This is a genomic window from Nocardioides albidus (assembly GCF_006335005.1).
In the GTDB taxonomy this organism is placed as follows: domain Bacteria; phylum Actinomycetota; class Actinomycetes; order Propionibacteriales; family Nocardioidaceae; genus Nocardioides; species Nocardioides albidus.
Window position 1 is genome coordinate 97,968 of record NZ_VDMP01000020.1, and the last position, 14,562, is coordinate 112,529.

Here is a 14,562-nt window from a genome sequence, read left to right on the forward strand (position 1 = left end):
CCTCTAACCTTGGAGACGCCATGAACGACTCCCGGACGGTCTACCTCGACCACGCCGCGACGACGCCGATGACCGGCGTCGCGCTCGAGTCGATGACCGCCCACCTGCGCGAGGTCGGCAACGCCAGCTCACTGCACGCATCGGGCCGTCGCGCCCGGCGCGTGGTGGAGGAGTCCCGCGAGACCGTCGCGCAGGCCCTCGGCTGCCGTCCGGCCGAGGTGGTGTTCACCTCCGGTGGCACCGAGGCCGACAACCTCGCGGTGAAGGGGCTCTACTGGTCCCGCCGCGACGCCGACCCCCGACGGACCCGCATCCTGGCGTCCTCCGTCGAGCATCACGCCGTGCTCGATGCCCTGGCGTGGCTCGAGGAGCACGAGGGCGCGGGCGTCGAGCTGATCCCCGTGGACGAGCAGGGCCGTCTCGACGTCTCCGCCCTGGCGACGGCCATCGAGCGCGACCCGGAGTCGGTCGCGCTGGTCACGGTGATGTGGGCCAACAACGAGGTCGGGACCCTGCAGCCGATCCCCGACGTGGTCGCGGCCGCCCGCCCGCACGCCATCCCCGTCCACACCGACGCCGTCCAGGCCGTCGGTGCGACACCCGTCGACTTCGCCGCCTCCGGCGTGGACGCGCTGTCGCTCTCCGGGCACAAGGTCGGCGGTCCCCAGGGCGTCGGCGCGCTCGTCGTACGACGCGAGGTCGAGCTGGCCGCACTGGTCCACGGCGGCGGGCAGGAGCGGGACGTCCGCAGCGGCACCCTCGACGTCCCGGCGATCGCCGGCTTCGCCGCCGCCGTCGAGCTCGCCGTCAAGCAGCAGAGCGAGCACGCCGCCCGACTGACCATGCTGCGCGACGACCTCGTCGACGCCGTACGACGGGCCGTGCCGGACGCCGTCCTCAACGGCGACCCGGTGGACCGGCTCCCCGGCAACGCCCACCTCAGCTTCCCGGGCTGCGAGGGCGACTCGCTGCTCATGCTCCTCGACGCCCGCGGGATCGAGTGCTCGACCGGATCGGCCTGTTCGGCGGGCGTCCCGCAGCCCTCCCACGTGCTGCTCGCGATGGGCCGCACGGGCGACGAGGCGCGCAGCTCGCTGCGATTCAGCCTCGGTCACACGAGCACGGCCGCGGACGTCGAGGCCGTCGCCGAGGCGATCGGGCCGTGCGTGGAGCGCGCCCGCGCGGCCCGCGCGTGAGCATCCGGGAGCGGTCCGCGTGAAGGTCGTCGCCGCCATGTCCGGCGGAGTGGACTCCGCCGTCGCCGCCGCGCGCGCCCACGAGGCCGGGCACGAGGTGACCGGCATCCACCTCGCGCTCTCGCGCAATCCGAAGTCCTACCGCACCGGAGCCCGCGGCTGCTGCACCATCGAGGACGCCAACGACGCTCGGCGCGCGGCCGACGTGATCGGCATCCCGTTCTACGTCTGGGACCTCTCCGACCGCTTCCACACCGACGTGGTCGAGGACTTCATGGACACCTACGCCGCGGGGCAGACGCCGAACCCCTGCCTGCGCTGCAACGAGCGGATCAAGTTCGCCGCGGTCCTCGACCGCGCGCTGGCCCTGGGCTTCGACGCCGTCGCGACCGGCCACTACGCCGACGTCCGCACCACCCCCGACGGCGACGTCGAGCTGCACCGCGCCGTCGACGCGGCCAAGGACCAGTCCTACGTCCTCGGGGTGCTCGACGAGCAGCAGCTGCGGCACTCGCTCTTCCCGCTCGGCGACACCCCGAAGCCGCAGGTGCGGGCCGAGGCCGCCGCGCGGGGCCTGCTGGTCGCCGACAAGCCCGACAGCCACGACATCTGCTTCGTCGCCGACGGCGACAGCACCGGCTGGCTGCGCGAGAAGCTCGGCGAGCGGGCGCCCAACCACGGTGGCGAGATCCGCGACGAGACCGGCGAGGTGCTCGGCCACCACGAGGGCACCTACGGGTTCACCATCGGCCAGCGCAAGGGTCTGCGGCTGGGACGTCCGGCCCCCGACGGCCGCCCGCGCTACGTCCTCGACATCGAGCCCGTCTCCGGCACCGTCACCGTCGGCCCGCGCGAGCACCTGGCCGTCGACCGCGTCGAGGGCGACCGGGTCCGCTGGTGCGGCCGCGCGCTCGAGCCCGGCACCATGCTGGCCGGCGAGAGCGTCACGGTCCAGCTGCGCGCCCACGGCGCCGAGCACCGCGCCGTCGTCCGGGTCGCGCAGGAGCGCCTCGAGGTCGACCTGATCGAGCACGCCGACGGCATCGCGCCCGGCCAGGCGGTCGTCGTGTACGACGGCACCCGGGTCGTCGGCTCGGCCACGATCACCGACACCCGGCGGGTCTCGGCATGAGGGGGACCGGCGTCGGGTCCTTCCCGGGCGACTCCCAGCGCGACTACGAGGAGGCGCTGGCCGTCGTCCTGGGCGAGCTCGCTCCCGACGAACACGGGCTGGCCTTCGTGCCGGAGGTCCCCGGCCGGGGCGCGGGCGCCGCGATGACCGGCCGCACGCTGGGCATGGTCACCGAGCTCGACGCCGACCTCCAGCCCGACGGATGGCGGCTCACCGGCACCTCCGGCGCTCCCGCCCTCGACCAGCGCCGCGCCCGCAGCCTGCTCGGCCAGGACCTCGACACCCTCGAGGACCGGGCCGCCGGTCACGCCGGGCCGTTCAAGGTCCAGGTCACCGGACCCTGGACCCTCGCGGCGAGCGTCGAGCGCCCGCGCGGCGACAAGCTCCTCGCCGACCACGGCGCCCGGCGCGAGCTCGCGCAGGCGCTCGCCGTGGCCGTGGCCGACCACCTCGCCGACCTGCGCCGCCGGCTGCCGGCCGCCACCGAGCTGATCCTCCAGCTCGACGAGCCGGCGCTGCCCACGGTGCTCGCGGGCGGCGTACCCACGGCCTCCGGGTTCGGCAAGCACCGCACAATCCACCCGCCGGAGGCCAGCGAGGCGCTGGGCTGGGTGCTCGACGCGGCGTCGGCGGCGGGGGCGACACCGTGGGTGCACTGCTGCGCCCCGGACGTGCCGATCGGGCTCCTGCGCGGCGCCGGGGCGCGTGGCGTGATGGTCGACCTCGACCTGCTGGACGCCGACGGCCACGACGCGGCCGGAGAGGCGCTCGAGGCCGGTGACACGGTCGGGCTCGGCGTCGTGCCCACGACCGGTCCGCTGCCGGGCGACCGGGTGCTCGTGGAGCGGGTGCTGCGCTGGCTCGACATGCTCGGCCTCGACCCCGAGCGCGTGGGCGGCTCGCTCGTGATCTCGCCGTCCTGCGGTCTCGCCGGGACGACGCCCGCCGGCGCCCGACACGCACTGGAGCTGGCCCGCGCGGTCGCGAGGTCCGTGTCACCCTGACCGGGTGAGGTTCCTGCTGAAGAGCCTGGCCGCCGCGGCGGTCGTCCTCGCGGTCGTCGCCGGCACGATCGCGCTCGGACGCTGGCTCTCGGGTCCCGACGACGGATCGGCGCCGGCGACGAAGAAGGCGATCGCGGCCGTCGCCGTCGACGTGCTCGACATCCACCCGACGTCGTACGACGTCAACTCGCGCTACGACGCCCCGGACCCGCTCGGCGTGGAGATCAGGTTCCGGCCGCCGGGCGACGACGGCGACTCCCACTACCTCTACGTCTCGGTCCGTCCGGCCGACGGAGACGAGTCCGGCGGATGCGGCGACCACTACGAGTGCGCCGACTGGCACGGCCACGGCGGTGACTTCCACCTGTCCTGGCAGGAGGAGCAGCCCGAGGAGGATCCCGGGATCCTCACGCTCACCTTCCGGACCGCCGGCGAGGAGCGCAGCGTCACCTATGCCGGCGTCCTGATCGAGGGCGACCCGCGCGAGCAGGACCTGCCGCTGAGCGTGGAGGGCGACCTGGTGCGGCTGCTCACCGACGACCGGCTCTCCGCCACCACGACCCAGGAGATGGTCGACGCCGATCTCCCCAAGTGGCCGAAGGACGACACCCGGGGCGACCCGGTCCCGACCACGCCCGAGGTCGTCGCGCACTGGATGGTCGAGAACGGCGCGAGGGACGCGCCCACGCAGCGCCCGGCCGACACCACGGCCTACGGCGACGGCGCGGTCGGTGCGGAGCTGGTCAGCAGGGACCACACGACGACCGTCGTGCTGGTCCCGCCGGACAGTCCGGCCGTCCCGACCTGCGGCGCCGACTGGCACTGCGAGACCAAGGGGGACGTCGTCCGCGGCTGGCAGCCCGGTGCCGCGATCGCGATCCGGCGTACCGCCGACGCGGTCATGCTGATCACGGTCCGCTCCGCGGCCATCGACGGGCCGCCCCGGATGACCGCCCGGTTCGGGGCCGCCGGCGAGGACTACCTGGCGCTCGCCCGCGGCTACGGCTCGTTCACCCTGCGCACGACCGAGGAGTTCGCCCAGGACGTCCCCGCCTGGTGACGAACGGCGACAGGCCTCCCGTCCGGTCGGACGGGAGGCCTGTCGCAGGTGACGTGCTGTCGGGATCAGCCGACGTGGATGCCCTCCGGCGCGTCGGTCGCGAGCTCGGTGTGCTTGACGTTGAGGAACGTCCAGATCACGGCCGACGCGGCGAGCATGAGGCCCGCGGCGGCGAGGAAGGCATGGGTGGCGCCCTCCGGGAAGCTCGAGTTGAAGATCGCGGCCTCGAGGAAGGTCAGGTCGGTGCCCGGGATCGGGGCGCTGGGGTCCCCGCCGGCCGCGGTGATGGCCTTCGCCATCGGTCCGGCCACGGCGTCGGCCTGGTTGTTGGAGAAGTGCAGCGCCACCGTGCTCAAGGTGGCGAGCCCGAGGGCGCCGCCGACCTGCTGCATGGTGTTGAGCACGCCCGAGCCGATGCCGGAGTCCTCGGCGCGCACGTGATGCACCGCGGTGAGCGTCATCGGCACGAACACCAGACCCATGCCGACCGCCATCAGCACGATGAACGGGAAGATGTGGGTCCAGTAGTTCACGTCCGCGCCACCGTCGGCGAGCGCCGTGAGGACGGCCTTCGGGGACTCGTCGATCGGGATCCGCGAGAACATGAACAGCGCCGCCGCAGCGAGCAGGGTGCCGGTGCCGGCGAGGAAGCGGGCATCCACGCGCGCGACCAGGTTGGAGGCCAGCCCGGCGCCGATGACGATGCCGAAGGAGAACGGCAGGAACGCGAAGCCGGCCTGCAGCGGGCTGAAGCCCACGATCTGCTGGACGAAGAGGCTCAGGAAGTAGAACATCGCGAACATCGCGGCCGGAGCGATCATCATCGCCGCGAAGCTGGTGGCGCGGGTGCGGTTGGCGAAGATCCGGACCGGGAGCAGCGGGTGCTCGACCCGCGACTCGATGACGGCGAACGCCGTCAGCAGCGCCACGCCCGCGACGAGCGAGGTGATCGTCTGTGCGTGACCCCAGCCGTACGCCTCCTCGCCCGCGCGGGAGAGGCCGAAGACGATGCCGAGGAGGCCGAGGGTGCCGGTGATCGCGCCCGGGATGTCCATCTCGCCGGGGTGGGACTCGGACTCCGCGAGGACCCGCGGCACGGCGAAGGCGGCGATCAGGCCGATCGGGACGTTGATCAGGAAGGTCATCCGCCAGCCCTCGACGTCGAGGCCGACGAAGGAGTCGAGCCCGGTGAGCCAACCACCGAGGATCAGGCCGATCGCCGCGCCGACGCCGGACATGGTGGCGTAGGCCGCCATGGCCCGGTTGCGGGCCGGGCCGGCCGCGAAGGTGGTGGTGATCAGGGCCAGCGCGGCCGGAGCGGCCATCGCGGCGCCGACGCCCTGGAGCGCGCGGGAGGCGAGCAGCAGGCCCTCGTTGGCCGCGATGCCGCCGAGCAGGGACGCGATCGAGAACGTGACGAGACCGATCATGAACAGCCGGCGGCGTCCGTAGAGGTCGCCGAGACGCCCGCCGAGGAGGAGCAGACCGCCGAAGGCGAGGGCGTACCCGGTGACGATCCAGGTGAGGTTGGCCTGGGAGATATCGAGGTCGCGCCCGATGTAGGGCAGGGCGATGTTGGCGATGGTGGAGTCGAGGACCACCATCAGCTGAGCCGTCAGGATCAGCACGAGGGCCAGCCCCGCGTGCTTGGTGGGCGTGACCTCGGCGTCCGCGGACGAGGTCGTCTCCGCGGGCTCGAGGGATTCGACGTCGGTCATGGGTCTTCCTTCGCGATGAGGAGGGGCGGGTCAGCCGCGGGTGGCGGCCGGGATGATGACCTGGTCGACCACGCGGGCGATCAGGTCGGGTGTCGGCTGGTCGCCGATGAGGAACATGCGGTGCAGGACGATCCCCGGGAGGGCGGCGGAGAGGATCTCCACGTCGAGGTCGTCGCGCAGCTCGCCGCGCTCGCGGGCGCGGTCGTAGATCTGCCGGGCGATGGCCACCTTGGGGGCGATGAACCGCTCCCGGAACGCGGCCGCGAACTCGGCGTCGCGCCCGATCGCGGTGACCACGCTCCCGAGGATCGCGGTCTGGTGCTCGTCGGTCAGCCCGCCAGGAGCGCAGAACGTCGCGAGCAGGTCGCCGCGCAGGCTGCCGGTGTCGCCGGGCAGCTCGAGCGGCGTCTTCTCGGAGATGAGTGCGTCGATGACGAGCGCCGCCTTGCCGTCCCACTTGCGGTAGAGCGTGGCCTTGGAGGCCTTCGCCCGCGTGGCGACGGCGTCCATGGTCAGTCGGTCGTAGCCGACGTCGACGAGCACGGCGAGCGTGGCGTCGAGGATCTCCTGCTCGCGGTCGCCCTCGACGCGGGGTCGGGTGGGCGCCTCGGGGGAGCTCGGCTTGCGGGGTGACACGGTGACCTCCCGGTCGGGGATGATACGGAACGGTTTCGTTTCAATAGATAGTACGGAACGGTTTCGTTCTGTCAACTGCCTGGGTCGAACAGCGTCGTCGGCGTCGTGATTCCCGACTCTGCCGGAGACCACCGACAGCCTGTCGGCGCGACGGTGAAGAATGCGTCCCATGAGCGACGCCGCCGACCTCCCCGTCGTCCCGCCCGAGGCCCGCGAGGAGCACGCGACACTCGTCGACGAGGTCGAGGACGCCCGCTGGCGCTACTACGTGCTCGACCAGCCCACGCTCTCCGACGCCGACTTCGACGCGCGGATGCGCCGTCTCGAGGAGCTCGAGGAGGCGTACGCCGAGCTCCGCACGCCCGACTCGCCGACCCAGAAGGTCGGCGGCGCGGTCGCGACGGACTTCACGGCCGTCGACCACCTCCAGCGGATGGAGAGTCTCGACAACGCCTTCTCGTTCGACGAGCTCGGCTCCTGGTACGCCCGCCTGGCCCGCGACGGCGTCGGGGAGCCCGCGCTGCTGTGCGAGCTCAAGGTCGACGGGCTGGCGATCAACCTGCTCTACGAGCAGGGCCGCCTGGTCCGGGCGCTGACCCGCGGGGACGGGCGCACCGGCGAGGACGTGACGCCCAACGTCCGCACGATCGACGCCGTCCCGCACCGACTCAGCGGGACCGACGAGTTCCCGGTGCCGGCGCTGGTCGAGGTCCGCGGCGAGGTGTTCTTGCCGGTGGAGGCCTTCGAGGCGCTCAACGTGGCCATGACCGAGGCCGGCAGGCCGGCCTTCGCCAACCCGCGCAATGCGGCCGCCGGCTCGCTGCGCCAGAAGGACCCGCGGGTCACCGCCACCCGGGCGCTCGGGATGGTGTGCCACGGCATCGGCGCGCGGGAGGGCTTCGAGCCCACCGCCCAGTCCGAGGCCTACCGCGCTCTCGCCGCCTGGGGCCTGCCGGTCTCGGAGCAGGTGCGGGTCGTGCCCACCCTCGCCGAGGTCGAGGGCTACATCGCCCACGCGGGGGAGCACCGCCACGGCATCGTGCCCTACGAGATCGACGGGGTCGTGGTGAAGGTCGACGACGTCGCGCTCCAGCGTCGCCTCGGCTCGACCAGCCGCGCGCCCCGCTGGGCGATCGCCTACAAGTACCCGCCCGAGGAGGTCAACACCCGACTCCTCGACATCCGGGTCAACACGGGACGCACGGGCCGGGTGACGCCGTACGGCGTGATGGAGCCGGTGCGCGTCGCGGGCTCGACCGTCGAGATGGCCACCCTCCACAACGCCCACGAGGTGAAGCGGAAGGACGTGCGCCCCGGCGACACCGTGATCCTGCGCAAGGCGGGCGACGTCATCCCCGAGATCGTCGGGCCCGTGCTGCCGCTGCGGCCCGAGGGCCTGGCCGAGTGGGTCATGCCCACGCACTGCCCGGCCTGCGCGACGGCGCTCGCCCAGCAGAAGGAGGGCGACAAGGACCTGCGCTGCCCCAACCACGAGCACTGCCCGGCCCAGGTCCGGGAGCGGGTCTTCCATGTCGCCGGTCGCGGCGCCTTCGACATCGAGGGCCTCGGCTACGAGGCCGCGGTGGCCCTGCTGGACGCCGGCGCGATCGCCAACGAGGGCGACATCTTCGACCTCGACGAGACCAAGCTGCTCACCGCGCCGCTCTTCACCCGCGCCCCCAAGAAGGGCGAGGAGGGCCCGCAGCTGAGCGCCAACGGCGAGAAGCTGCTCGCCCATCTCCACGAGCGTAGGCAGGTCCCGCTGTGGCGGGTCCTCGTCGCCCTCTCGATCCGCCACGTCGGCCCCACCGCGGCGCGCGCCCTGGCGACCGAGTTCGGCTCGATGGCCGCCATCCGCGGCGCCTCCGAGGCCGAGCTCGCCGCCGCCGAGGGCGTCGGCCCCACGATCGCGGCCGCCGTCATCGAATGGTTCGGCGTCGCGTGGCACCGGGCGATCGTCGACAAGTGGGAGGCGGCGGGCGTCGCCATGGCCGACGAGCGCGACGAGTCGGTGCCCCGGACGCTCGAGGGCCTGACGGTGGTGGTCACCGGCTCGCTCCAGGACTTCTCACGCGACTCGGCCAAGGAGGCGATCCTGTCGCGCGGCGGCAAGGCGGCGGGCTCGGTGTCGAAGAAGACCGACTTCGTGGTCATCGGCGAGAACGCCGGGTCCAAGGCGGAGAAGGCCGAGCAGCTCGGCGTCCCGATCCTCGACGAGGACGGCTTCAAGAAGCTGCTCGCCGACGGGCCGCCCGCGGACGCCGGGGCACAATGACGCCATGAGGCGCTGGGTGCCGGTCGTCCTCCTCGCGTTGCTGGGCACGGCGTGCTCCGGCGCGGAGGAGCCCGGCAGCGCGCCGACGCCACCTCCCGCGACCAGCCCGACGACCAGCCCGTCGGCGTCGCAGTCGCCGGCCGCCGTACCTCATCCGGTGTCGCTGCCGGCCCTCGCGCAGAAGGCGTTCGACGGGCGCGGGCTGCGCCTGGGCGAGGAGGTGGCGCGGACGTCGCGGCAGCGGCAGTACGCCGTCACCTGGCGCAGCGGCGACCTCACCGTGTCCGGGCGGCTGGCGGTGCCGGAGGGGCCGGGGCCGTTCCCGGCCGTGGTGCTCGCGCACGGCTACATCGACCCGGCGGTCTACGTGAACGGGCAGGGGATGACCCGGGAGCGGGCGTGGTTCGGCGAGCACGGGTACGTCGCGCTGCACGTCGACTACCGCGGCCATGCCGGCTCCGATCCCGACGCGAGTGGTGGGCTCGACATGCGGCTGGGCTACACCGAGGACGTCGTCAACGCGGTGCTCGCGCTGCGGGCCTGGGACGGTCCGGTCGACGACGAGAGGGTCGCGCTGGTCGGGCGCTCGATGGGCGGCGGTGTCGTCTACAACGCCCTCGTCGTGAAGCCCGGGTTGGTCGACGCCGCGGTGGTCTTCGCGCCGGTCAGCTCCGACGCGGTCGACAACTTCGAGCGCTGGATCCGCCCGGACCCGGGCCGCGGCGGCGCGGCACGTCGGATCCTGAGCCGGTACGGCGAGCCGTCCGCGCAGCCGGCGTTCTGGCAGGGGATCAGCGCCCGGACCTACTTCGACGACATCACCGAGCCGGTCCTCATCCACCACGGCAGCTCGGACGACTCCTGCCCGATCCGGTGGAGCCGAGCCACGACCCGGCTGATGGAGCAGGCGGGCGTCGACGTGACGATGCGGACCTACGTCGGCGAGGAGCACGCCTTCGGCCCGCAGTTCGAGCTGTCGATGCAGCGCACCGGGCGGTTCCTGGCCCGCCACCTGTCCTGACCCGGCGGCGTCAGCCCAGGGAGCGCAGCCAGTTCTCGGCGGCGTCCGGGTCGGGGAGCCGGACCACCGACAGCCGGGGATGGATCGCGGGCGCGCGGTCGACCCAGCCGAGGTCGGGCTCGCGCTCGCGGGCGTCGGAGCGGATCCGACGCAGCGTGCGGCGCACCCGTCCGGCGAAGGAGGCGGCCGCCAGGTCGGCCCGGACCAGGACGTCGGCCCGCTCGAGGAGGAGGGGGCGGGCCCACGCCTCGTCGGCGGTGGTCACCCAGCCGTCGAACGCCGCGAGGCGGGCCGCCTCGGTCGGGCCCGAGAGGTCCGCGAGCGGGACGAGGGGGACGTCGAGGGCGCTCGCGAGGCGGTGCAGGAAGACCGCCAGCGCGTCGCCCGGACCGCCGGCCACCACCACGCGCTGCGGCAGGTGGCGCGGAGCGGGGGCGGCGGCGTACACCCGGCGGATTCTAGGGTCCGGCCGCCCGCCTAGAATCGCCGGCATGTCTCAACTCACCCGTGACGAGGTGGCCCACCTGGCCGATCTCGCCCGGATCGACCTCGACGACGCCGAGCTGGACCACCTGGCCCCCCAGCTCAACGTGATCCTCGAGGCGGTCGCATCGATCGGAGCCGTCGGCGACCTCGACGACGTGCCGCCGACGTCGCACCCCGTCCCGCTGACCAACGTCTTCCGCGAGGACGTCGTCGTGCCCGGCCTCACCGCCGAGCAGGCGCTGTCCGGCGCGCCGGAGGCCGAGGACCAGCGGTTCCGGGTCCCGCGGATCCTGGGGGACGAGCAGTGAGTGAGCAGCTGATCCACAAGACCGCCGCCGAGCTGGCCGACGCGCTGGCCGCCGGCGAGACCACCTCGGTCGAGCTGACGCAGGCCCATCTGGACCGGATCGCCGCGGTCGACGCCGGCGTCCATGCCTTCCTGCACGTCGACGCCGAGGGCGCGCTCGCGCAGGCCGCCGAGTCCGACGCCCGTCGTGCGGCGGGGGAGGCCCGCCACCTCCTGGACGGCGTCCCGATCGCCGTCAAGGACGTGCTGGCCACCCAGGGCCTGCCCACGACGTGCGGCTCGAAGATCCTCGAGGGCTGGGTGCCGCCGTACGACGCGACCGTGGTCCGGCGGATCAAGGACGCCGGCCTGCCGATCCTCGGCAAGACCAACATGGACGAGTTCGCGATGGGCTCCTCGACCGAGCACTCGGCGTACGGACCGACCCGCAACCCGTGGGACCAGACCCGGATCCCCGGCGGCTCCGGCGGCGGCTCGGCCGCGGCGGTCGCGGCCTTCGAGGCCCCGCTGGCGCTGGGCACCGACACCGGCGGCTCGATCCGCCAGCCCGGCGCCGTGACCGGCACGGTCGGCGTGAAGCCGACCTACGGCGGAGTCTCGCGCTACGGCCTGGTCGCGCTCGCCAACAGCCTCGACCAGGTCGGCCCGGTCACCCGCACCGTGCTGGACTCGGCGCTGCTGCACGAGCTGATCGGCGGCCACGACCCGCTGGACTCGACTTCCGTCGACGCGCCCGTGGGCGCCTACGTCGAGGCGGCCCGGCAGGGCGCCACCGGCGACCTCGCCGGCCTGCGGGTCGGCGTCATCAAGGAGCTCGCCGGAGACGGCTGGCAGGCCGGTGTCATGGCGCGCTTCGCCGAGACCGTCGAGCTCCTCGAGAAGCTGGGTGCGGAGGTCACCGAGATCTCGTGCCCGACCTTCGTGCACGCGATGGCGACCTACTACCTCATCCTGCCGGCGGAGTGCTCGTCCAACCTCGCCAAGTTCGACGCGATGCGCTACGGCCTGCGGGTGGTTCCCGAAGGGGACCCCAGCGCCGAGGCGGTCATGCGGGCCACCCGCGACGCCGGCTTCGGCGACGAGGTGAAGCGCCGGATCATGATCGGCACCTACGCCCTGTCCAGCGGCTACTACGACGCCTACTACGGCCAGGCCCAGAAGGTGCGCACCCTCATCTCGCGCGACTTCGCGGCGGCCTTCGAGTCCGTCGACGTGCTGGTCTCGCCGACCTCGCCGACCACGGCCTTCCCGCTGGGGGAGAAGCTCGACGACCCGCTGGCCATGTACCTGCAGGACCTCGCCACCATCCCGGCCAACCTGGCCGGCGTCCCCGGCATCTCCGTGCCCGCCGGCCTCGCCGACGAGGACGGGCTGCCGGTCGGCTTCCAGGTCCTCGCCCCGGCGCTCGCCGACGAGCGGCTCTACCGCGTCGGCGCTGCCGTCGAGGCGGCACTGACCTCCCGCTGGGGTGGTCCGATCCTTGCGAAGGCACCGAACCTGGAGGGCCCCCGATGACGGCGACGACCGAGACGCTCGTTCCGTTCGACGAGGTGGTGGCGGCGTACGACCCCGCGCTCGGCCTCGAGATCCACGTCGAGCTCAACACCAACACCAAGATGTTCTGCGGCTGCCCGGCCACCTTCGGCGGCGAGCCCAACACCCAGGTCTGCCCGACCTGCCTGGGCCTGCCCGGCGCGATGCCGGTGGTCAACGGCAAGGCGGTCGAGTCGGCCATCCGGATCGGGCTCGCCCTCAACTGCGAGATCGCCGAGTGGTGCCGCTTCGCGCGGAAGAACTACTTCTACCCGGACATGCCGAAGAACTTCCAGACCTCGCAGTACGACGAGCCGATCGCCTTCGAGGGCTACCTCGACGTCGACGTCGAGGGCGAGACCTTCCGCATCGAGATCGAGCGCGCCCACATGGAGGAGGACACCGGCAAGTCGTCCCACGTCGGCGGCACGGCCGGCCGGATCCACGGCGCCGACTACTCGCTGGTCGACTACAACCGCGCCGGCATCCCCCTGATCGAGATCGTCACCAAGCCGATCCTCGGCACGGGTGCGAAGGCGCCGCTGGTGGCCAAGGCCTACGTGTCGGCGATCCGCGACCTGATCGTCGCCCTCGGCGTCTCCGACGCCCGCATGGACCAGGGCTCGATCCGCGCCGACGTCAACCTCTCGCTCGCCCCGAAGGGCTCGGGCGCCCTGGGCACCCGGTCGGAGACCAAGAACGTCAACTCGCTGCGCTCGGTCGAGCGGGCGGTGCGCTACGAGATGGCGCGCCACGCCGGCATCCTCGCCGCGGGCGGCTCGGTGCTGCAGGAGACCCGCCACTTCCACGAGAACGACGGCACCACGTCCTCGGGCCGCGAGAAGTCCGACGCCGAGGACTACCGCTACTTCCCGGAGCCGGACCTCGTGCCCGTGGCCCCCAGCCGGGAGTGGGTCGAGGAGCTGCGGGCGACGCTGCCCGAGAACCCGGCCGCCCGGCGTACCCGGCTGCAGGCCGAGTGGGGCTTCAGCGACCTCGAGATGCGCGACACCGTGGGCGCCGGCGCCCTGGAGCTCGTCGAGCAGACGATCGCCGCGGGCGCCGCGCCGCAGGCCGCCCGCAAGTGGTGGCTGACCGAGCTCGCCCGCCGTGCCAACGACACCGGCGTCGAGCTCTCCGAGCTCGGCGTCACCCCGGCCCAGGTCGCGGAGGTCCAGGCGCTGGTCGACGCGAAGACGATCAACGACAAGCTCGCGCGCCAGGTCTTCGACGGCCTGCTCGCCGGCGAGGGCACGCCGGAGGAGATCATCGCCGCCCGCGGGCTCGCCGTGGTCTCCGACGAGGGCGCCCTCTCGGCGGCCGTCGACAAGGCGATCGCCGAGAACCCCGCCATCGCCGACAAGATCCGTGACGGCAAGGTCGCCGCGGCCGGCGCGCTGATCGGCGCGGTCATGAAGGAGATGCGCGGCCAGGCCGACGCCGGCCGGGTCCGGGAGCTGGTGCTCGAGAAGCTCGGCTGACCGCAGCCCGCCGCCGACCGAGGCCAGGGGCCTACGGCTCGATCAGCAGGATCCGGTCGTCGTCGGCGGCGGGAGTGCCCCGGCCGTCCTGGTTGCTGGTGGTCACCCACAGCCGTCCGTCGGGGGCGCGGGCGACGGTGCGCAGCCGGCCGTAGGTGCTGGGAGTGCCCTTCTCGGGGGCGAAGTACGCCGACGGGTCGCTCGCCTGGCCGTCGGCGACCTTGATCCGCCACAGCCGCTCACCGTTGAGTGCGGCCATCCACAGGTAGCCGCCGGCGTAGGCGAGACCGGAGGGGGAGGCCTCGTCAGTCGACCAGGTCAGCTGCGGCTGGGTGTACCTCGCGGGTCCGCCGGTGCCCTCGACGACCGGCCACCCGTAGTCCTCGCCCGGCACGATCCGGTTGAGCTCGTCGGCCCTGCTGTCGCCGAACTCCGAGGCCCAGAGCAGTCCCTGGTCGTCGAAGGCGAGGCCCTGCACGTTGCGGTGGCCCCATGACCACACGGTCGTCCCGAACGGGTTGTCGGGCGCGGCCTGGCCGCCCGCGGTGATCCGGAGGATCTTGCCGGCCGTCGACGCCCGGTCCCGCGCCAGCTCGTCGTCCCCGGTCTCGCCGGTGGAGACGTAGAGGTAGCCGTCGGGGCCGAACGCCAGCCGCCCGCCGTCGTGGATGCGCCCGTTCGGGATGCCGGTCAGGATGGGCTCGGTCGGGCCG

At 73.3% G+C, this 14,562-nt stretch carries 13 protein-coding genes; 9 read left to right on the forward strand and 4 right to left on the reverse strand.

Going from position 1 to position 14,562, the window contains the following annotated elements; all coding sequences use genetic code 11:
- The first annotated feature begins 20 nt into the window (after positions 1-20).
- The 4 genes from FHP29_RS07160 to FHP29_RS07175 are packed head-to-tail and all read left to right on the forward strand — an operon-like array spanning position 21 to position 4,392.
- Positions 21-1,196: a cysteine desulfurase family protein gene (locus FHP29_RS07160; protein ID WP_139622174.1), complete on the forward strand. Its 1,176-nt coding sequence runs from the start codon at positions 21-23 to the stop codon at positions 1,194-1,196.
- A gap of 19 nt (positions 1,197-1,215) precedes the next feature.
- Positions 1,216-2,328 carry a tRNA 2-thiouridine(34) synthase MnmA gene (mnmA, locus tag FHP29_RS07165; protein WP_205013929.1) on the forward strand — a complete coding sequence of 371 codons (1,113 nt, stop codon included), beginning with the start codon at positions 1,216-1,218 and terminating at the stop codon, positions 2,326-2,328.
- Positions 2,325-3,332 carry a uroporphyrinogen decarboxylase/cobalamine-independent methonine synthase family protein gene (locus FHP29_RS07170; protein WP_139622175.1) on the forward strand — a complete coding sequence of 336 codons (1,008 nt, stop codon included), beginning with the start codon at positions 2,325-2,327 and terminating at the stop codon, positions 3,330-3,332. The genes mnmA and FHP29_RS07170 overlap by 4 nt, the downstream gene beginning before the upstream one ends.
- A gap of 4 nt (positions 3,333-3,336) precedes the next feature.
- Positions 3,337-4,392 carry a hypothetical protein gene (locus tag FHP29_RS07175; RefSeq protein ID WP_139622176.1) on the forward strand — a complete coding sequence of 352 codons (1,056 nt, stop codon included), beginning with the start codon at positions 3,337-3,339 and terminating at the stop codon, positions 4,390-4,392.
- A gap of 65 nt (positions 4,393-4,457) precedes the next feature.
- Here FHP29_RS07175 and FHP29_RS07180 read toward each other — a convergent pair whose 3' ends face one another.
- Both FHP29_RS07180 and FHP29_RS07185 read right to left on the reverse strand, forming a co-directional pair.
- The gene (locus FHP29_RS07180) at positions 4,458-6,110 is read right to left on the reverse strand and encodes an MFS transporter (protein WP_139622177.1); all 1,653 of its coding nucleotides are present in this window, start codon (positions 6,108-6,110) and stop codon (positions 4,458-4,460) included.
- Positions 6,111-6,140: 30 nt separating this feature from the next.
- Positions 6,141-6,746, reverse strand: a complete 606-nt coding sequence (locus FHP29_RS07185) for a TetR/AcrR family transcriptional regulator (RefSeq protein WP_139622178.1) — start codon at positions 6,744-6,746, stop codon at positions 6,141-6,143.
- Positions 6,747-6,915: 169 nt separating this feature from the next.
- Here FHP29_RS07185 and ligA point away from each other — a divergent pair, with 169 nt between their 5' ends.
- Positions 6,916-9,021, forward strand: a complete 2,106-nt coding sequence (ligA, locus tag FHP29_RS07190) for an NAD-dependent DNA ligase LigA (protein ID WP_139622179.1) — start codon at positions 6,916-6,918, stop codon at positions 9,019-9,021.
- A 4-nt stretch (positions 9,022-9,025) separates the two neighbouring features.
- On the forward strand, positions 9,026-10,042 hold the full coding sequence (locus FHP29_RS07195; RefSeq protein WP_139622180.1) for an alpha/beta hydrolase family protein: 1,017 nt from the start codon (positions 9,026-9,028) through the stop codon (positions 10,040-10,042).
- A gap of 10 nt (positions 10,043-10,052) precedes the next feature.
- Here FHP29_RS07195 and FHP29_RS07200 read toward each other — a convergent pair whose 3' ends face one another.
- Positions 10,053-10,490: a hypothetical protein gene (locus tag FHP29_RS07200; protein ID WP_139622181.1), complete on the reverse strand. Its 438-nt coding sequence runs from the start codon at positions 10,488-10,490 to the stop codon at positions 10,053-10,055.
- A gap of 43 nt (positions 10,491-10,533) precedes the next feature.
- On the opposite strand from FHP29_RS07200, the gene gatC reads away from it, so the two are divergent.
- Genes gatC through gatB form a run of 3 tightly spaced genes read left to right on the forward strand, consistent with a single transcriptional unit; the run spans position 10,534 to position 13,849 of the window.
- Complete coding sequence (gatC, locus tag FHP29_RS07205) at positions 10,534-10,836, forward strand: Asp-tRNA(Asn)/Glu-tRNA(Gln) amidotransferase subunit GatC (RefSeq protein WP_139622182.1); 303 nt, start codon at positions 10,534-10,536, stop codon at positions 10,834-10,836.
- Positions 10,833-12,350, forward strand: a complete 1,518-nt coding sequence (gene gatA / locus FHP29_RS07210) for an Asp-tRNA(Asn)/Glu-tRNA(Gln) amidotransferase subunit GatA (RefSeq protein WP_139622183.1) — start codon at positions 10,833-10,835, stop codon at positions 12,348-12,350. The genes gatC and gatA overlap by 4 nt, the downstream gene beginning before the upstream one ends.
- Positions 12,347-13,849 (forward strand): Asp-tRNA(Asn)/Glu-tRNA(Gln) amidotransferase subunit GatB, encoded by a 1,503-nt coding sequence (gene gatB, locus FHP29_RS07215; protein WP_139622184.1) that lies wholly within the window; start codon positions 12,347-12,349, stop codon positions 13,847-13,849. Before gatA ends, gatB begins: the two co-directional genes overlap by 4 nt.
- 31 nt (positions 13,850-13,880) lie before the next feature.
- Here the strand turns inward: gatB and FHP29_RS07220 are convergent.
- Positions 13,881-14,562 (reverse strand): PQQ-dependent sugar dehydrogenase (locus FHP29_RS07220; protein ID WP_139622293.1); only part of this gene is annotated, 682 nt, incomplete at its 5' end.